Origin of the sequence: Campylobacter sp. US25a (genome assembly GCF_004379075.1) — a bacterium.
Classification (GTDB): domain Bacteria; phylum Campylobacterota; class Campylobacteria; order Campylobacterales; family Campylobacteraceae; genus Campylobacter_D; species Campylobacter_D jejuni.
The window spans coordinates 1-18,822 of record NZ_RYYM01000014.1 but is presented as its reverse complement, the minus strand read 5'-3'; the positions used below and the strand labels follow the sequence as shown (position 1 = coordinate 18,822).

General features: G+C 30.5%; 18 protein-coding genes and 1 tRNA gene. 12 read left to right on the top strand and 7 right to left on the bottom strand.

The annotated features are described in order from the left end of the window. Positions 1-211: 211 nt before the first annotated feature. Positions 212-2,296 (bottom strand): RNA degradosome polyphosphate kinase, encoded by a 2,085-nt coding sequence (locus ELQ12_RS08540; RefSeq protein ID WP_070243121.1) that lies wholly within the window; start codon positions 2,294-2,296, stop codon positions 212-214. 187 nt (positions 2,297-2,483) lie between these two features. On the opposite strand from ELQ12_RS08540, the gene nrfH reads away from it, so the two are divergent. From nrfH to ELQ12_RS08520, 4 genes are all read left to right on the top strand, one after another. Beyond that, on the top strand, positions 2,484-2,999 hold the full coding sequence (gene nrfH / locus ELQ12_RS08535) for a cytochrome c nitrite reductase small subunit (RefSeq protein ID WP_010891930.1): 516 nt from the start codon (positions 2,484-2,486) through the stop codon (positions 2,997-2,999). 14 nt (positions 3,000-3,013) lie between these two features. After that, the gene (locus ELQ12_RS08530) at positions 3,014-4,846 is read left to right on the top strand and encodes an ammonia-forming cytochrome c nitrite reductase subunit c552 (RefSeq protein WP_070243120.1); all 1,833 of its coding nucleotides are present in this window, start codon (positions 3,014-3,016) and stop codon (positions 4,844-4,846) included. Between the two features lie 126 nt (positions 4,847-4,972). After that, complete coding sequence (locus ELQ12_RS08525; RefSeq protein WP_134264707.1) at positions 4,973-5,527, top strand: hypothetical protein; 555 nt, start codon at positions 4,973-4,975, stop codon at positions 5,525-5,527. A 63-nt stretch (positions 5,528-5,590) separates the two neighbouring features. Beyond that, positions 5,591-5,680: transfer RNA gene (locus tag ELQ12_RS08520), tRNA-Ser, on the top strand. A 72-nt stretch (positions 5,681-5,752) separates the two neighbouring features. Here ELQ12_RS08520 and ceuB read toward each other — a convergent pair. The 6 genes from ceuB to ELQ12_RS08490 form a co-directional block, all read right to left on the bottom strand. Beyond that, on the bottom strand, positions 5,753-6,745 hold the full coding sequence (gene ceuB / locus ELQ12_RS08515) for an enterochelin ABC transporter substrate-binding protein CeuB (protein ID WP_070243119.1): 993 nt from the start codon (positions 6,743-6,745) through the stop codon (positions 5,753-5,755). Positions 6,746-6,757: 12 nt separating this feature from the next. Further along, positions 6,758-7,513 carry an ABC transporter ATP-binding protein gene (locus tag ELQ12_RS08510; RefSeq protein WP_002871403.1) on the bottom strand — a complete coding sequence of 252 codons (756 nt, stop codon included), beginning with the start codon at positions 7,511-7,513 and terminating at the stop codon, positions 6,758-6,760. Next, positions 7,510-8,448 (bottom strand): iron chelate uptake ABC transporter family permease subunit, encoded by a 939-nt coding sequence (locus ELQ12_RS08505; protein WP_070261404.1) that lies wholly within the window; start codon positions 8,446-8,448, stop codon positions 7,510-7,512. The genes ELQ12_RS08510 and ELQ12_RS08505 overlap by 4 nt, the downstream gene beginning before the upstream one ends. Continuing rightward, entirely contained in the window at positions 8,441-9,409 is a 969-nt protein-coding gene (locus ELQ12_RS08500) for an ABC transporter permease (RefSeq protein ID WP_002881475.1), read from the bottom strand. Before ELQ12_RS08500 ends, ELQ12_RS08505 begins: the two co-directional genes overlap by 8 nt. Positions 9,410-9,494: 85 nt before the next feature. Further along, positions 9,495-10,484: a phospholipase A gene (locus tag ELQ12_RS08495; protein ID WP_002881473.1), complete on the bottom strand. Its 990-nt coding sequence runs from the start codon at positions 10,482-10,484 to the stop codon at positions 9,495-9,497. Next, positions 10,481-11,056, bottom strand: coding sequence for a molybdenum cofactor guanylyltransferase (locus tag ELQ12_RS08490; RefSeq protein ID WP_070261403.1), 576 nt, complete (start codon positions 11,054-11,056; stop codon positions 10,481-10,483). The genes ELQ12_RS08495 and ELQ12_RS08490 overlap by 4 nt, the downstream gene beginning before the upstream one ends. Positions 11,057-11,117: 61 nt before the next feature. Between ELQ12_RS08490 and ELQ12_RS08485 the strand changes: the two genes are divergently transcribed. Genes ELQ12_RS08485 through ELQ12_RS08450 form a run of 8 tightly spaced genes read left to right on the top strand, consistent with a single transcriptional unit; the run spans position 11,118 to position 18,735 of the window. Further along, positions 11,118-12,425 carry an NFACT family protein gene (locus tag ELQ12_RS08485; RefSeq protein ID WP_070243115.1) on the top strand — a complete coding sequence of 436 codons (1,308 nt, stop codon included), beginning with the start codon at positions 11,118-11,120 and terminating at the stop codon, positions 12,423-12,425. 1 nt (position 12,426) lies between these two features. Next, positions 12,427-12,765, top strand: a complete 339-nt coding sequence (locus tag ELQ12_RS08480; RefSeq protein ID WP_070209791.1) for a hypothetical protein — start codon at positions 12,427-12,429, stop codon at positions 12,763-12,765. 8 nt (positions 12,766-12,773) lie between these two features. Then, positions 12,774-13,499 (top strand): phosphatidate cytidylyltransferase, encoded by a 726-nt coding sequence (locus tag ELQ12_RS08475; protein ID WP_070261402.1) that lies wholly within the window; start codon positions 12,774-12,776, stop codon positions 13,497-13,499. Further along, entirely contained in the window at positions 13,496-14,566 is a 1,071-nt protein-coding gene (gene dxr / locus ELQ12_RS08470) for a 1-deoxy-D-xylulose-5-phosphate reductoisomerase (RefSeq protein ID WP_070243113.1), read from the top strand. Before ELQ12_RS08475 ends, dxr begins: the two co-directional genes overlap by 4 nt. Before the next feature lies 1 nt (position 14,567). Continuing rightward, positions 14,568-15,962 (top strand): M99 family carboxypeptidase catalytic domain-containing protein, encoded by a 1,395-nt coding sequence (locus tag ELQ12_RS08465; protein ID WP_070243112.1) that lies wholly within the window; start codon positions 14,568-14,570, stop codon positions 15,960-15,962. Then, positions 15,959-16,966 (top strand): tRNA (adenosine(37)-N6)-threonylcarbamoyltransferase complex transferase subunit TsaD, encoded by a 1,008-nt coding sequence (gene tsaD, locus ELQ12_RS08460; RefSeq protein WP_044780288.1) that lies wholly within the window; start codon positions 15,959-15,961, stop codon positions 16,964-16,966. Before ELQ12_RS08465 ends, tsaD begins: the two co-directional genes overlap by 4 nt. After that, a complete protein-coding gene (locus ELQ12_RS08455) occupies positions 16,967-17,482 on the top strand; it encodes a prepilin-type N-terminal cleavage/methylation domain-containing protein (protein ID WP_074487012.1) in 516 nt (171 codons plus the stop codon). Next, complete coding sequence (locus ELQ12_RS08450) at positions 17,482-18,735, top strand: DUF2920 family protein (protein WP_134264706.1); 1,254 nt, start codon at positions 17,482-17,484, stop codon at positions 18,733-18,735. Before ELQ12_RS08455 ends, ELQ12_RS08450 begins: the two co-directional genes overlap by 1 nt. The last annotated feature ends 87 nt before the right edge of the window (positions 18,736-18,822 follow it).

Below are 18,822 nucleotides of genomic sequence, written 5' to 3'. Positions count from 1 at the left end.
AGCAGGTAAAGTAGATAATAAAAATGAAACTTACTTAAGTGGTCAAGTAGGACTTAAGTATAAATTTTAATCTTAAAAATCATTTCTAAATCTTTTTATAGTTTAGAAATGATTGTTTATTTCTATGGGAAATCTCCTAGGGCTTTATCTTAAAGCCCTTTTTTATAACAAACAAGTAAATAAGTCTTTAGAGTAAAAACCCTAAAAACTTTTAGTTTTCCTTAAAAAGTTTGGAAGCTAAGTGTGTTGCACGACTTTGATCTGTATCTTTTTTAAGTGTTTTATAAATTTTACTTACATATTCTTCTAAGGTTTGTTGAGAATCTATGATTTTTTCAGAAGAAGGAATTTTTTCATATTCTCCATTGTTTTTAAGCTCATAAGCTAAAACATTATCGCTAAGTTGCAAGCGTAAAAATTGAGCTAATTTAGCTTTGCTTCTTTCATCATATATAGGAGTCATAAGTTCTAAACGGCGTTCTAAATTTCTTGGCATCCAATCTGCACTCGATATAAAATAATTTGGCTCACTATGTTTAAAATAAAATACTCTAGCATGTTCTAAGTATTTTCCTATGATGCTTCTAACGCGTATGTTTTTGCTGTATTCTTCATCAGGTTTTAAGCAACAAATTCCACGTATGATAAGATCGATTTGTACTCCTTCCATACTTGCTTCATAAAGCGCTTGTATGATATCACTATCCACAAGAGAATTCATTTTAGCTACAATCACACCTTCATTTTTTTTGCTTGTTTCAATGCGTATCATTTCTAAAACTTTTTCTTTGATTTGATTTGGACTCATTGAAAGAGTTTGAAGACGACGGTTTTTGCTAAAGCCTGATAAGATATGAAAAAATTTTGTCGTATCTCTTGCAAATTCTACTTTGCTTGTAAAATAACTCACATCAGTATAGATTTTAGCACTGCTTGCATTGTAATTTCCTGTGCTTAAATGTATATAAAATTTAAGCTTATCCCCTTGTTTGCGTATGACTTGAGAAACCTTAGCGTGGACTTTAAAACCTGTAATGCCATAAATAACATGAGCTCCGGCATTTTCTAAAGCTTTCGCCCAATGAAGATTATTTTCTTCATCAAAACGTGCTTTTAATTCTACCATCACAGTTACTTGTTTTCCATCGCTTGCAGCATCAATTAAAGCTTGAACTATATTAGAATTTTTTTCAACTCTATAAAGTGTCATTCTTATGGAAATTACTTCAGGATCTTTGCTTGCTTCTTTGATAAATTTATAAACTGGATCAAAACTTTCAAAAGGTTGTATGATGAGTATATCTTCTTTTTCTACAGCATCAAAAATAGATAAATTTTCATCAAAAGGTGGTAAAGTTTTAGGCGTGTAAAGTGGGCTTAAAAGATGCGTAAAGTTTTTATTTCCCGCGATTTGCCAAAGGCTAGGGAGATTGAGTAAAATAGAATATTCATAAACATCTTTATGAAAAATTTTCATGTGTGTATTAAGAAATTCTACGATTTGTTCATCTGCATCTTTTTGAATTTGCAATCTTACAAAAGCCCCTTTTCTACGAAGTTTTAAGCCTTGTTCTAAAATCATCATAAAATCATCAGCTTCTTCCTCTTCTATTACTATATCTGCATTTCTAGTCACTCTAAATGCTGCTGAAGCTAAGAGTTTATAGCCTGGAAAAATTTCTTCTGCGTGTTGGTGGACTATACTTTCTATAGGAACATAAATATTTGCACTTACCTCATAAAAACGAGGTAAAACCCTTGGAATTCTAATCATTCCAAATTTTACAAGTTCAGGATGTGCTTTATCACAAATTTTAACCGCTAGTGAAAAAGATAAGTTATTTAAATGTGGAAAAGGGTGAGTCGCATCAACAGCTATTGGAACAATAATAGGAAAAATATTAGAGAAAAAATACTCATCACATTTTTGTTTTAAATTTTCATCTAAATTCTCATAATGCTTTATGAAAAGATTTTCTTTTTCTAATTCACTTGTGATTTCATTAAAATAACGCTCCAAAAGCTCTTTTTCTTGGTGTAAGCATTTGCGTATGGCTTTTAATTGTTGTAACGGGGTCATTTCATCGCTACTGCTTGCATTAACTCCAGCTGAAAAAAGTTGTTTTAAGCCTGCAACGCGTATCATATAAAATTCATCTAAATTAGTGCAATATATAGCTATAAATTTTAATTTTTCTAATAAGGGTAAATTTTTAGAACATTGGTCTAAAACACGAGAATTAAAGCGAAGCCAAGAAAGTTCGCGATTGATAAACATATCAGGACTTATTTGCATTAATTTTTCCTTTTTTTATTATATTTTATCATTTATTTTAAAATTATTGAATAAAAGTTTCAAATTTTTTAGGTTAATTAAGAGTAAATATATCTTTAAAATTATATTAAATTCATCTATGTTAAAATTACAAAATTTATTTTTGGGAAATTCTGTGACATTATTGTTTTATTGAAGATTTTAAGAAATGATAATTTTAAGGAGGAAAATTTTGAAGAAAACTTCGAATCTTTTTACTATTTTTCTTGTTTTGCTTTTTGTTTTCTTTGCGGTTGGGTTTTATACTTTTTATAATGCTAAGGGCACATCTTATTTAAGCAATGCAAGCGAATCTTGTAATAACTGCCATATTATGAATGAAGTTTATAACGAATACATGGCAGGACCACACTCTCAAAAAGTCAAAGGCGAACCAAGAGCAACTTGTGTGGATTGTCATTTGCCACATAATTTTGTAGCTAAGTGGATAGCTAAAGCGCAAAGTGGTTTAGGACATGCTTATGCTTTTACTTTTAAACTTGATGAGTTGCCTACAAATTTGAGTGCGACTGAAAAAAGCAGAAAAATGGTGCAAGAAAACTGCATACGCTGTCATGCAGATTTTGCTCAAACAGCTATCAATGCTACAACAAATCCACATGCAGACAAGTCATTAAATTGTGCTTCTTGTCATAAAGATGTTGGACATAAACACGGAATTTAATAAGGAGAAGATGAATGAAAAAAAATATTTTACGCTTGGGTATTGTTGTTTTGGTTTTACTTATAGCGGGAGTTTTATGGCTAAATAATGATATCAATCAAAAAAAAGAAGATGAAGCAAATAAAAATGCCATTGCAGCAAATGCTGATTTTTCTTTGCTTAGTGATGATGATCCAAATTTTGAAAAATGGGGTAAGGTTTTTCCAGAGCAGCTAAAAATGTATTTAACAGTTGAAAAAGAAGAGCCTAAAGCTACTGAATTTGGTGGTAATTTAGCTTATTCAAAATTAATTCGCTTTCCTCAATTAACCATACTTTGGGCAGGATATCCTTTTAGTCTTGATTTCAATGAAGAAAGAGGGCATTTTTGGGTTCAAGTAGATCAAATGAAAACAGCAAGAAACAACAAAGATTTTCTTAATGCTCACGGCCTTGCTGCTTTTAAAGGCCAGCCCGCAGCTTGTATGAATTGTCATAGTGGATGGACTCCATGGCTTATAAAAAATGTTGCTAAAGGGGATTTTACTGCTTTTAACTCTACAAATTATTGGACCATGATTAAAAATATCCCAGCCGTTGATGGTATAGTGGAAAATTCACCTGAACATGCAGGTCCACATGGTGGTAAAAGAATGGGTGTAACTTGTGCAGATTGTCACAATCCAAATGATATGAGTTTAAGACTTACTCGTCCAGCAGCTATTAATGCTTTAGTTTCTAGGGGATATGAAAAAGATCCAGTACAAGGCGTAAAAGCTACAAGAGAAGAAATGAGAACTTTAGTTTGCTCTCAATGCCATGTTGAATACTATTTTAAACCAACAGGGGAAAAAGTAAAAGTAATGGGTGAAACTATTGTAGATGATAGTTCTAAAAAATGGTGGAATGGAACTCAGAAAAATTATGATGAGTATGAGTTTTGGAGAGATGGAAATAAAGCTAAAGAGATTGAAACCGATGGTATAGTTTTAACTTTTCCTTGGAGTGAGTGGAAAAAAGGACAACCATTTAGAATTGAAATGCTAGATGATTATTATGATAAAGTTCGTGGAGTATTTGGAGCTGATTTTACTCATAAATTAACAGGGGCACAAATTATTAAAATTCAACACCCAGAAAGTGAACTTTATAGTGGCGGTGTGCATGCTGCAAATGGAGTAAGTTGCGTGGATTGTCATATGCCTTATGTTAGAGAAGGGGCTAAAAAGGTTACTCAACACAATATCACTTCTCCTTTAAGAGATATTAACTCTGCTTGCAAATCTTGTCATAAACAAAGCGAAGATTATTTAAAAGCTCAAGTACTTGACATACAAAATAGCGTTGCACATGATCAAAGAACTGCAGAGTACGCAATTGTTAGTTTGATTATGGATACTAAAAAACTACGCGATGAGCTAGGCAATATGGAAAAATTCCAAAGCGATGGAAAAGCTGATGCGAAAAAAATTAGCGAAGAGCTAAAAGAAGTTTTAGAACTTCATCGTAAAGCTCAAATGAGAGCGGATTTTGTTAATGCTGAAAACTCAACTGGTTTTCATAATCCTCGCGAAGCTTCAAGAATGTTATTGCAAGCTGTTGATATGGCAAGAATGGGACAAACTAAACTTGTAGAAATTGCAGCGGTAAATGGAATTAAAGATTTTAAAACTTCAAATTTAGGTTTTGAAGATATTCAAAAATTTAATCCAGGAGAGCTTTATTATAAAGTAGATGTTAATGGTCATAAAGCTGGAGAGCGTTACTATGCAGATGAAAAAGATGTTAATGGCAATCCTCCAAAAGAACTTTTAGAGCATGATAAAGAGCTTGTTCCTTATAATTATCAAGTGATTGATAAAAAATAATTCTTAAGCCCTATAATCATAAGGGCTTTTTCTTTTCATTGTTTTAAAAAATATAAACTTTTTATTTAAAATTCACTTTATTTTGTCAAAATATCACAAATTTTAATAATAAAAAAAGGACTTAAAATGATTAATAAAAATAAATTGTTTAGACAGGTTCATATCTATCTTAGTTTGTTCTTCTTGCCTTGTGCTTTGCTTTTTGCTTTAACGGGTATAGCGTATATTTTTGGTATTAATCAAGATGTGGGTTTGAAAGTTGAGCAGTATCAATTGTCAAAAGTTATAGAAAGTGGTAAAGAAAGAGAAGCTTTAATAGAGTACTTAAAAACAAATGGTTTAAAAGTGCCATCTAATACAGATATCATTAAAAGTAAAGATAAAGGCATAACAATAGGCGGAACTCATTATAGTGCTAATATAACTCAAAATTCTACTAATGAATACAACATTACCTTAAAAACAAGATCTTTACTTGGAGATATGATTATGCTTCATAAAGATAAGGGCGCTTGGTATTTTTCTGTGCTTAGCGTAGGCTTTGGTATTACTTTATTTATGCTTTATATTTCAGGGCTTATGATTGCTTTGTTTGCAAATAAAAAAGATAGAAGTAAACAATTTGCAGTTCTTGGAGTAGGGGTTGTTGTAACTTTGCTTTTGGCTTATCTTAGCCTTTGATTTTTCCTAGCTTTTTAAGCTAGGTATTATTTATTTTTTTGTATAATCACACTTTACTTTATTGGACAGATGGGTGAGCGGCTGAAACCACACCCCTGCTAAGGGTGCAGATCTTAACGGGTCTCGAGGGTTCAAATCCCTCTCTGTCCGCCACTAAAACTTTCTTGAAAATTCCAAATATTTTATTAGGTATTAAAGCAAGAGACTAGCCCTTGCGAGGTTGTATTATTTTACAGCATTTTTGATTTCTAAAATCATAGTTTTTAAAGACTCTAGTCCATTTCCACTTGCTAAATACCAGTATTCTGGATCAAGATAGATGATTTTTTTGTTTTGTGCTGCTTTGGTTTTAGCAACAAGCGCATTATCGAGTATGCCTTGAGCGCGTTCTTTGTTGCCTACAATGATATTTCTATCAACAACAAAAATATAATCAGGATTTTTTTCTAATATAAATTCAGAATTGATACTTTTGCCGTGTGTACCTACTTTTATATTCTCATCTACCGCGTTAATCCCTAAAACATCGTGAATAATCCCAAAGCGAGATTGAGGACCAAAGGCTGAAATTTTGTTAGAATTTGTAAGAATGATAAGAGCTTTTTTATCTTCATTAACTATGCTTTTGGCTTTTTCAATTTCATTTTTAATATCTGAAATTTTTTCTAAAGCTTCTTTTTCTAAACCATAAAGTTTTGCAATGCTTAAGACATTGTTTTCAAAAGAGCTTAAAAAATTTGCATTATCAAGACCTACAAATAAAGTTGGAGCTATTTCTTTTAATTTATCATAAAATTTACTTTGGCGTCCAGAAATGATGATAAGATCAGGTTTTAAAGCATTAATGGCTTCAAAATCAACTTGTTGCACTCCACCTACACTAGGTTTGTTTTTAAATTGTTGTAGGTATTTTGGTAAATTTTTAGCAGGAACGCCTGCGACTTTATCGTTTAATTTTAAAGCATCAAAAGTATCTAAAATTCCAAGATCTAAGATCACTACCTTAGAAGGATTTTTAGGGATTTTATTTTCTCCTAGACTATCCTTTACTAAAAAACTATCACCCTCATCACTCATGCCAATAGGCAAAACTTTCACCGTAGCAGTGTTGGTTTTTGTTGTAGAGCTTGCATTGTTTTCATTTGAGTTTGAATTACAAGCTGTTAAGATTAGACTTAAAAAAAATGCAAAAAATGCAAAAACTAAAGATTTTTTCATATTTTCTCCTTTTTAAAAATAAATACAAATTTTCTTACCATCAATTTGACTTACAGGTATATCCATATCATAAATTTGTTTTAAATTTTCTTGATTGATGATTTCATCTTTTGAACCTTGTTTTAAAAGCTTCCCATCTTTTAAGGCTATGATTTCATCAGAATAAATCGAAGCAAAATTAATATCATGCAATACAACAGCTATACTTTTGTTAAAGTCTTTGACTAAATTTTTCATTAGTTGCATGATTTGTACGCTATGTTTCATATCAAGATTGTTTAAAGGTTCATCAAACATTATAAATTCAGTATCTTGAGCGATGATCATGGCTATAAAAGCTCTTTGTTTTTGTCCGCCGCTTAATGTATCTAAAAATTCATTTCTTAAGTTGCTAAGCCCCATGTATTCTAAAGCTTCATTGATTTTGATTTTATCGTTTGCATTAAGTCTTCCTTGAGAATGTGGAAAACGCCCAAAAGCGACTAATTCTTCAACTTTTAATCTTAAATTGATATTGTTTTGTTGTTTGAGAATGGAAATTTTTTGTGCTAAGATTTGCTCTTTATAGTCTTTTAAATTCATTCCATCAATATAAATTTCTCCGCTACTAGGTTTTATCAAACGACTTGCTAGAGCTAAAAGAGTGGATTTTCCAGCACCGTTGGCTCCTATTATAGAAGTGATTTTGCCTTTATGAAAATCAAGGCTAAGATCTGAAATAATGGCTTTATTGTCATAAAATTTGGTGATATTTTTTAGTTTAATCATAATTTATTACCCTTTAATACAAGATAGATAAAATATATCCCGCCTAAGAAATTAATAACCACGCTTATAGTGGCATTATAATCAAAAACTCTAGAGACAAAAAATACCCCTCCAAGCAAAGCTAAAATGCTAATGAGTATACAAGCACTTAGTAAAATACTATGCTTTGCAGTTTTAAATAGTTCATAAGTGATATTTACTACCAAAAGCCCTAAAAAGGTTATAGGACCTACAAGCGCGGTGCTAATAGAAGTTAAAATAGCTATGATAATTATCAATTGTTTTGAAATTTTTTGATAATTTATCCCTAAATTTATCGCTAAATCTTTGCCTAAATTCAAAGGATCCAAAAATTTCATATAGCGAAAAATCCATATAAAACTTAAAAAGCTAATAATATAAGCAAGAATTAAAACATCAAAAGCAATATTATCAAAGCTAGCAAACATTCTTCCTTGTATCACCACGAATTCATCAGGGTCGATTAATACTTCAAAAAAAGAGCTTAAAGTGCTAAAAAGTGTTCCAAAAACTAAGCCTAAAAGCATGATAAGATAAATGCTTCTATCGCTACTAAATAAAATTTTATAAAGTCCTAGTGAAAAAACTACCATACAAACCAGAGTGATTAAAAAATTGATATCGTTTTTATAAACACTTAAATTAGCCGCACCAAAAGAAAAGATAAGAGCACTTTGAAGTAACATATATAAAGAATCTAATCCTATGATAGCAGGGGTTAGAATTTTGTTATTGCATAAAGTTTGAAAAATCACTGTTGAAACAGCGATACAAATAGCTACTATGATAATAGCTGCAATTTGTAAAAAACGACTTTTTAAGGCGTACTCATCAAAGCCATTTAAACCCACAAGTATAAAAATCCCTATCATACCAAGTGTTAAAAAGCTTAAAATCAGCATTTTTTTACGCATAAACTTTCCTTTTTAACAAAAGAAAGATAAAGATTAAAGATCCTAAAACACCTGTAGTGATACTTAAAGGCATTTCAAAAGGAAAGATGACAAGTCTTGAAATGATATCGCAAACAAGTAAAAACAAAGCTCCACAAAGTGCTATATAGATAAGATTTTTTCTAAGGTTATCACCTAGATAAAGAGCTACTAAATTTGGGATAATTAGCCCTAAAAAAGGGATAATCCCAACGCTTACAATCACTAAGCTAGTGATAATGCTTACAATCATCAAGCCTAAAAATAATATACCATTATAAGAAATTCCAAGATTTAAAGCTATATCTTCGCCCATGCCAACTATGGTGATTTTATGAGCTAAAAAATAAGCAAGTATAAAAAGTGGTAAAGAAATGTAGAGCAATTCATAATTTCCTTGCATAACATTTGCCATGCTGCCTTGTAACCAGCCTTGGATATTTTGTATATAATTTAAAGCATAGGCAAAAAAAGTGGTTATAGCACTAATAATGCCTCCAAACATCAAGCCTATCAAAGGTACAAAAATCACATCTTTGAGTTTGATTTTTCTTAAAATTTGGATAAATATAAAAGAACCCAAAAGCGCAAATACAGATGCAATGATAGCTTGAGTGAAAAAAGACGTTCCAGCAAAAAATATTAAAGAAACAAGTATGCCAAATTTAGCACAATCCATAGTCCCTGCTGTAGTTGGGGAAACGAATTTATTTTGCGTGAGTTGTTGCATGATAAGCCCGCATATACTAAGACTCATTCCTGTGAGTAAAATCGCTATAAGTCTAGGAATTCTTGTGAGAGTTATGATTTCTAATTGAGTGGAGTTAAGATTAAGAATATCTTTTGCATTGATACTGATAACTCCTATAAATAAACTTATCATTCCAAAGAATAAAAGTAAAGCTATAAGCGCTTTTAAACTCAATATATGCTTAAAAAACAAATCTTTCCTTATAGTAATAATAATTATCAAAAATGAAATTGTAATGAAATTTGTTTTAAGAAATGATAAAACTACAAAGGATATTTTAGTAAGAAATCAAAAATCCAGTGGAAAGTCTTTGCAAGTGTTTGTTATAGTCTATAAGGCTTTCTCCATAGCCATTAAAGTATTGTAAATACCAATAAATTCCGTTATTAAAAATATCATATCCTAGATCAACTTGTATAGCGCCTTTGTTATTGCGGAATTTAAGATTGTTTCTTAGCATAAGATTGATAAAATAATCATCGCCTAAATACGCTAAATTCACATCAAAATTTCCCATATAATGCAAGATGGCAGGATTATCATCATCTTTTTTGCTTTCAGGAATTCTATACCAAAGGCGTGGGACAAATAAAAATTTATTATATAAAATAGCTGTAGATACATAAATTCTATTCCATGAGCGAGATTGCAAATTCTCATCTCCCTTACCATTGCTTTCATGCAATATACCTACGCGTAGGTTGTTAAAAAATTCATAATCTTTAAGATACAAAGGAAAATCTATGAAAAATTCTGGCTGATAGTTGGTTTCTCTAAAAGGAGAAGAATGTTCATAAATTTGCCACCAAGAAGTTTGAGTATAGGCTATATAATATTTTTCATCCAATCCTAGCAAATTTTCAAAAAGCCTTTTTTTAATGCTAAGTTGAAATTTAGCTTCACTTTTATTGTGATTTTCTTCCAGAGAGTTAAAACTATAAGCCAAAGGTAGAAAATAATTCATTTTATAAGCACTAATGCCAAGAGGGTTAAAGTATTCATCTTCTTCAAGATAATTTGCCAAGGCAAGACGAGCAAAATCTTGTCTTTCTTCTTTGGCTGCAATAATAGATTTTTCATTTTGAGTAGTTTGTTTAGTTTTATTTTGTTCTTGAGGGATTAAAACAGATGAATTTTTTAAAGCGAGTTTTTTGTAAATTTCCATAGCTTTTTTATAATCGCCTTGTTTTTCATACTCTAAAGCTTGTTGTAAATCACTAGCCCATATAAAAACACATAAGCTTAAAAATAAAGTAGTTTTTCTCATTTTAACTCACTTTTAAATTTTTCATATTCTTCATAAAAATTAAGATTTAAAAAAGCATCTTCATTTTCAAATTCCACAAATTTGGTTTTAATCTCAGAAAATAAAAGTCCTATTTTTTGTTCATTTTTTTCTAAGAAATTTTTACAAGTTTGAGCTAAAGAGCTGTGATAAAAGCCACATAAGGGATGTTTATGTAAAGGGGTTTTGGCTATGATTATTTTATAGTTTTGCTCTAAAAAAGGAAGCATTTTTAAAAGCTCATTTTCACCTACTTTAGGACTATCTACACTTAAAACAAAAACAAATTCATTTTTAAAATTTGAAAATATAGAGTAAAGCGCAAGCATAGGAGAGTAAACTTCAAATTCTAAAGAATCTTTTATCAAGCTAAAATGGTTTTCAAATTTGTCTTCTTTTGCGCTCACATAGACATTTTTAAAAATTTTAGAAAATTTATTTACTTGAAATTGAGTTAAATTTTGATTTTTAAGAATCAATTTGCTTTTATCTTGTCCCATACGACTAGATTTACCACCACATAAAATCACACAATTTAGCTCATTAAGCTGCACAAATTTCCTTTTTTAGTTTAATTCTACCACAAATTCGCTAAAATATTTTATAATTTCTTTTATGAAATACACAGAACTTTTACAATTGCAAACTTTTTTTTCTCAGTTTAAAAAAATCGATTTTATCAAGCGTATCAATGACAATATTTTGGAATTAAGCTTTGATAAAGAAAGATTTATTTTTGATCTCACTCGTGCAATGAGTGCGATTTATACAGCTAAATTTAATGCAAAAAATTATAATGCACCTTTTGATTTTATGCTTAAAAAGTATTTTAGCAATGCTTTTATAAAGGAAGTTAAAGTCCTTGAAGGCAATCGTATTTTATGTTTTAGTGTAAAAGCTAATAAGGCTTATAAAAGCTATGAGAGCAAAATTTATTTTGAATTTACGGGTAAAAATACCAATGTTATTCTTACAGATGAAAAAGATTTGATCATAGAGGCTTTAAGGCACATTGATAAAAGTTATCGTGTAGTAAAACCTAATGTGATTTTAGAGCCTTTAAAGCCTTATAAAATGGATGAAAATTTTGAGGAAATTAAAGATTTTAAAGATTATTTTTCTCGCAAATTTACAAGCATTTATGAGAGTAAAATCAAACAAATAAAAAATTTAAAACTTGCACAAGTGGATAAAAAAATACAAAATTTACAAGAACTTTTTTCTAGTTTAGATGAAGAAAATTCTTTACTCTTAAAAGCTTTAGAATACAGAAAAAGGGCTGATGTATTGTTTGCAAATTTGAGTGTTTTAAAAGATTATGAAAGGGAATTTAAGCTTGATGATTTTGAAGGCAAAGAGCTTGAATTTAAGCTTGAATTTAGTCCTAAGCAAAGTGCTAATTTATATTATAAAAATGCTAAAAAATTAGAACAAAAAGCTAAAAATTTAAACATACAAAGGCAAAATTTAAAAGAAAAGTTAGATTTTACCTTGAGTTTAAAAGAATTATTGCTTCAAGCTAAGAGTGAGATAGAGCTTGAAATTTTACTACCTAAAAAAAATAGCAAAAAAAATCAAGATCATAAACAAGAAGATCTTGTGGCAAATTTTTATTTTAATGAGTTTAAAATTTGCGTGGGTAAAAATGAAAAAGGCAATGAATTTTTACTTAAAAATGCTAAAAAAGATGATTTGTGGCTTCATGTAAGGGATATTCCTAGTGCACATACTTTGATTGTATCAAACAAGCAAAAAATCAGCCTTGATGTGATAGAATTTGCTGCGAGGCTTTGTGTAAGCTTTTCTAAGTTAAAGAAAGGTTCGTATTGGGTCGATTATACCTTAAAAAATTTTGTTAAGGTTCAGCAAAAGGCGTTTGTAAATTATACAAATTTTAAAAGTATTAATATCACGAAGGATTAAAATGCCAGTTAGCCCATTAGGAAATGTCAATTATATAAATCAAAATATGGCTTATCCAGCTACACAAGCAAGCAATGAGCTTGCAAAAGAAGGTTTTGCAGCTACGCTAAATATGGCTGAATTTAATGAAAAAGAAAAAACTTTGAACAAGCTTGAAAAAGTCAATGAGACTCATGAAATCAAAGAAGAGATCAAAGAGAAAGCCGAACAAGAAGAAAAAAAGAAAAAACACAATCAAGAAGCTAAAACTAGCAATGATGAGAAAAATGAAGAAGATGAGTCTAAAGATCCAAATTTTAAAGACGCACAAAGCATTCATCGCTTAGATATTAGTATATAAGGAAAAATATGTTTAATACAACTAGAATTATTTCAGCTCTTGTGATGATAGGGGCTATTATTATTATCGCGTTGATTGATCAATTTTTTATCAATTTTATCGTTTTTGCGGTTTTATTGTATTTATCTTTTAGTGAAGCAAAAAAACTTTTTGTTTTAGAAAATATTTCTATTATCCCTTTGGCTATAGCTTTTATTTTGGGAAGTTTATCACATAAAGCTTTGCTTTTTGGGATTTTAGCTTTGTTATTAGTCGTTGGATATTTGGTTTATAAAAAGGCTTCCTTAAAACCAGCTCTTATTTATATTTATCCTAGTTTGCCTATTTTAGCACTTTGGCAAGTGTATTTAGATCAGGGTATGTTCGCGCTTTTTTGGCTTATCATTATCGTTGCAGCTTGTGATAGTGGAGCGTATTTTATCGGAAAACTTATGGGTAAAACCCCTTTTTCTCCAACAAGTCCAAACAAAACCTTAGAAGGTGTTATAGGTGGCTTGATTTGTGCGAGTATTATTGGAACTATTTTAGGAGTTTTTGTTTATAGTTTTTGGCTTTCTTTGCTTTGTTCGTTTTTTGTAGCGATTTTTGCAGTAATTGGAGATTTGCTTGAGAGTTATTTTAAAAGAGAAGCAGGTGTAAAAGATAGTGGAGATCTTATTCCTGGTCATGGGGGCGTGCTCGATAGGATCGATGCGGTGATCATTGCTGCTTTTGTGATGGTTGCTCTTTTATGATACTTTTTGGAAGTACGGGTAGCATAGGAGTAAATGCTCTTAAACTTGCTGCTTTAAAAAACATTCCCATTTCTGCTTTAGCTTGTGGAGATAACATCGCTCTTTTAAATGAACAAATCGCAAGGTTTAAGCCCAAATTTGTTGCCATAAAAGATTCAAAAAATAAGCATTTAGTTAAACACGATAGAGTTTTTATAGGACAAGAAGGTTTAGAGCAAATTTTAACAGAATGCCAAGACAAACTTTTGCTCAATGCTATTGTAGGTTTTGCAGGACTTAAAAGCACTTTAAAGGCTAAAGAACTTGGCAAAAACATAGCCTTAGCTAACAAAGAAAGTCTTGTGGTGGCTGGGAGTTTTTTAAAAGGGGCTAAATTTTTACCCGTTGATAGTGAGCATGCGGCTTTAAAATTTTTACTCGAAGCTAAAAAAAATATAGCAAAACTTTATATCACAGCAAGTGGTGGAGCTTTTTATAAGTATAAAATCAAAGATTTAAATCAAGTTAGTGTCAAAGATGCTTTAAAACATCCTAATTGGAACATGGGAGCAAAGATCACTATAGATAGTGCAACTATGGCAAATAAGCTTTTTGAGATTATAGAGGCTTATCATTTATATGATTTTAAAGAAATTGATGCTTTAATAGAACCAAGATCTTTAGTGCATGCAATGTGTGAATTTAAAAATGGAGCTAGCACAGCGTATTTTTCAAAAGCAGATATGAAATTAGCTATTTCAGATGCTATATTTAAAAAACAAGATACGTCTATTTTAGAGGCTGTTGATTTTAGCAAAATGCCTGCTTTAAAATTTCATAAAATTAGCACAAAAAAATATCCTATTTTTAAGCTTAAAAATGCATTTTTAAAAGAGCCAAATTTAGGTGTTATCATCAATGCTGCTAATGAAGTTGGTGTTTATAATTTTTTAGAAAATAAAAGTAGATTTTTAGACATTGCTAAATGCATTTTTAAAGCTCTTGATCACTTTGGAGTACCTAAAATTTCAAGCATAGAAGAAGTTTTTGAGTATGATTTTAAAACAAGAGAGTATTTAAGGAGTTAAAATGAAATTTTTTTTAACAATTTTATTTTTTATAACAAGTATTTTTGCTTTAGAACTAGACTTTAGCGTAGGAGAAAATGGAAAAAGCCTAGATGATAATAATACAGTTTTGATTTTTGGTGGAATTCAAGGCGATGAGCCTGGTGGATTTCATGCGGCAAGTTTGCTTTTGAGTGATTATAATATCACTAAGGGTAAGATTATAGTGGCTCCAAATTTAGCTTTTGATAGCATTATCAAGCGTTCGCGTGGGAATAATGGGGATTTAAACCGTAAATTTGCAAGTATTAGCCCAAAGGATCCTGATTATAAAAGAGTTCAACGCATTAAAGAGCTTATTTTACTTCCTGAAGTTAGTATGGTGATCAATCTTCACGATGGTTGGGGTTTTTATAAACCTACTTATATCGATGCGATGCAAAATCCTAAGCGTTGGGGAAATTCAAGCGTGATTGACACAAGCGAAATCAATGCAAGCAAATACCCTGATCTTGAAAATATCGCTACTCAAACCGTAAATAGTGTCAATTCTTCACTTGCTGATCCAAAGCATGCTTATCATCTTAAAAACACCAAAACCCAAGAGCTTGGTGATACGGAAATGCTTAAAGCTTTAACTTATTTTGTGATTTCAAATCACAAAGCTGCTTTTGCAAATGAAGCGAGTAAAAATCTGCCTGTAAATTTAAGAGCTTATTATCATCTTTTGGCAATTGAAAATTATCTAAAAACCGCAGGAATTGAATTTAGTAGAGATTTCGAACTCACTCCAAAAGGGGTTGATAAAGCCATAAATAAAGAGCTTGAAGTGAAGCTTTTTAATGATAGAATTTTACTTTCTTTAAAAAATCCAAGAAAGGTTATCAACTATGTGCCTTTTCCGGTAAATAAAGAGTTAAATTATAATACAAGCAATGAACTTACCGCTGTTATTGCAGAAGGAAATTCTTTTTATATCCAGTATGGCAATCGTTTTCAAACAAGATTATATCCTGAGTATTTAGAATTTAGTGATGCTTTTAATGAGGTAACTTTTCAAGTTGATGGCAATGAAACTACAGTTCCTTTTGGAACTAAGGTAAAAGTAAAAGAGAATTTTCTTATCCCAAAGATAGCTAATGTGCGCGTAAATATCATAGGCTTTGATCATGGAAAAGATGAAAGTGGTATTTTAGTTCATAAAAAAAATATGCAAACACAATACTCTTTAGATATGGCAGGTAAAATTTATAGAGTGGAATTTTATGAGTTAAGAGGGGCGAATTTGCAACAACTTTTAGAGGCAAATACCAATAGCAAGTTGATCAAAAATGCTAAAAATTTGGATTTAAACACTCTTAAAATGGCAAGATCAAAAGATAAATTTTTAGGTTCTATTTTAGTGGAATTTGAATGAAAAATCTTATCCTAGCTATAGAAAGTTCTTGCGATGATAGTTCTATAGCTATCATTGATAAAAATACCTTAGAGTGTAAATTTCATAAAAAAATTTCCCAAGAATTAGATCATAGTATCTATGGGGGAGTGGTACCCGAACTTGCTGCAAGACTTCATAGCGAGGCTTTACCAAAGATACTTAAGCAATGCAAAGAGCATTTTAAAAATCTTTGTGCCATAGCTGTGACAAATGAACCTGGACTTAGCGTTTCTTTGCTCAGTGGAATTTCCATGGCAAAAACCTTAGCAAGTGCTCTAAATTTACCCTTAATCCCTATAAATCATCTTAAAGGTCATATTTATAGTCTTTTTTTAGAAGAAAAAATTTCTTTAGATATGGGAATTTTGCTTGTTAGTGGTGGGCATACTATGGTGCTTTATCTTAAAGATGATGCAAACTTAGAGCTTTTAGCAAGCACAAATGATGATAGCTTTGGAGAAAGTTTTGATAAAGTGGCTAAAATGATGAATTTAGGTTATCCTGGTGGGGTCATCATAGAAAATTTAGCAAAAAATGCCAAACTTAAAAATATCTCTTTTAATATACCTTTAAAGCATTCTAAAGAACTTGCTTTCAGTTTTTCAGGGCTTAAAAATGCAGTGCGTTTAGAAATTTTAAAACATGAAAATTTAAGCGATGAGATAAAAGCTGAAATAGCTTATGCCTTTGAAAATACGGCTTGTGATCATATCATGGATAAATTAGAAAAAATTTTTAATCTTTATAAATTTAAAAATTTTGGCGTTGTAGGCGGAGCTAGTGCAAATCTTAACTTGCGTTCGCGTTTGCAAAATTTATGTCAAAAATATAATGCAAATTTAAAACTAGCTCCTTTAAAATTCTGCTCTGATAATGCTTTGATGATAGCAAGAGCCGCGGTTGATGCTTATGAAAAAAAGGAATTTGTAAGCATAGAAGAAGATATTTTAAGCCCTAAAAATAAAAATTTTTCAAGGATATAGATGAAAAAAGCTTTTACTATATTAGAACTTGTTTTTGTGATCGTTATTTTGGGAATTTTAGCTGCTATTGCTTTACCAAAAATGAGTTCAAGCAAGGATGAAGCTGAAGTTAGCAAGTCTTTAAACAACCTTAAAACTTTGATCAATGATATAAGCATTTATACTTTAAAAAATGATCATTTAAGTTCTATAAAAACGATGAGTAATGTAAGTGGGGTTGAAAATGTTGATCTTGGCAATTTTAATGGCGCAAAAGAAGTAAATTTTCGCGTAGGCGATGATAAAGAATGCTTAAAACTTGTTTTTATAAATAAAGCTGATTTTATGCTCATGGGAATTTCAAGCAATGAGGCAAGTAAAAATGCTATCATCAACGCAGCCAATCAGGCTCATGAAGATTTAGAAAATATAGACTTTACAAGCTCTTCTAGCAATAAAGCTTGCGTGATTTTAAGTAAGAATGAAAATTTTAAAAATCTAGCAAGCAAAACTTATCTTTTAATAGGGGGAATGTAATGATAATGAGTAAAACTTATGAGATTGACTCTTGTGATGATGTAGAGCTTGGTATAAAAAGAGAATCAAAGCTTGAATTTAAGCTTTGTTTTGATGATGAAAAAGAAATCAAAGCTTTAGTATTTATCATCCCTGGGCTTGGTGGAGATGCGGATGAAAATTACCGTGAACACTTAGCCGAATTTGTGGCTAGTGAGTATAATGCAGCTGTAGCCAGTGTGAATTATCATTGTATAGGAAATCGCCCGCAAACTGGATCAACTTTTTTTATGGATGATATAGACAAACTTATTTTAAAGGCGAGTTGTGAAGCTTTAGGTATTCAGACACCTATTAATATTTCAGAAATATGTTCTTATGATCAAATAAATGAAAATTTAAAATTTATTGATAGAAATATTACGCAATTAAAATTAGATAATAGGTTACAAAAAAATTATGTTTTAGGGTTGAATGTAAGTGCTCAACCTACTAGAAATGAATATCAAAATTTTGGAATCATGCAAGCTCAAGATCTTTTAAATGTTGCACTTTATCTTAAGAAAAATGCTCCTTTTGATATTATTGAGGGGCTGGGTATACCAGTTATCATGATAGGTAGTTCTCACGGAGGATATTTAGCACATTTAGCAGCTAAAATTGCACCTTGGCTTATAGATGGAGTTATAGATAACTCAAGTTATGCTAAATTTCTTTGGCGTCTTGTAGGATTTGGAAAAGAAATTGATTTTATGAAATATTATTGTTTTGGAACTGCAAATTGTTTTCAAAATATTAATATTTATTGTTCTGATAAAACTTTTTGGACAAGTAATTCAAGTTCAAGTAATTTTTTTTCAGTGTCAAGAAGAATGATAAGATATATCTTAGAGCCAAAACATCTTGAAATTCAGAGTAGCTATCCAAAACCATATTACATAAGCTATCATTCTTTTTATGATAAAGAAATAGCACCATCTGATGAAAAATTAGAACTTTATAAATATTTAAAACAATTTGGATTTGACGCGGAACTTTATATGATAAAAAATCCAGATCAAATTGATGGCAAATTTATCAAAAGTTTAGAACACGGCATGGGAATGTCTATAAAAACTTTGATTTCTAAAGAACTTCCTTTAATGCTAGAAAAAATAAAACAAAATTCAAAAAAAGATTATAAAGAAAAATGCATCTCTTATCCTTGTGAGGATTTGTTGTATCAATTTAGCGAAAAAGATGACAAAATATCGCTAACAATAGATAAAATTTAAGGAAACCTAATGACCATACTAGAAAAAAACATACAAGCTTTATTAAGTGGAGTAAATGAACCCTTAGGAAATAAACTTTTAAATTTC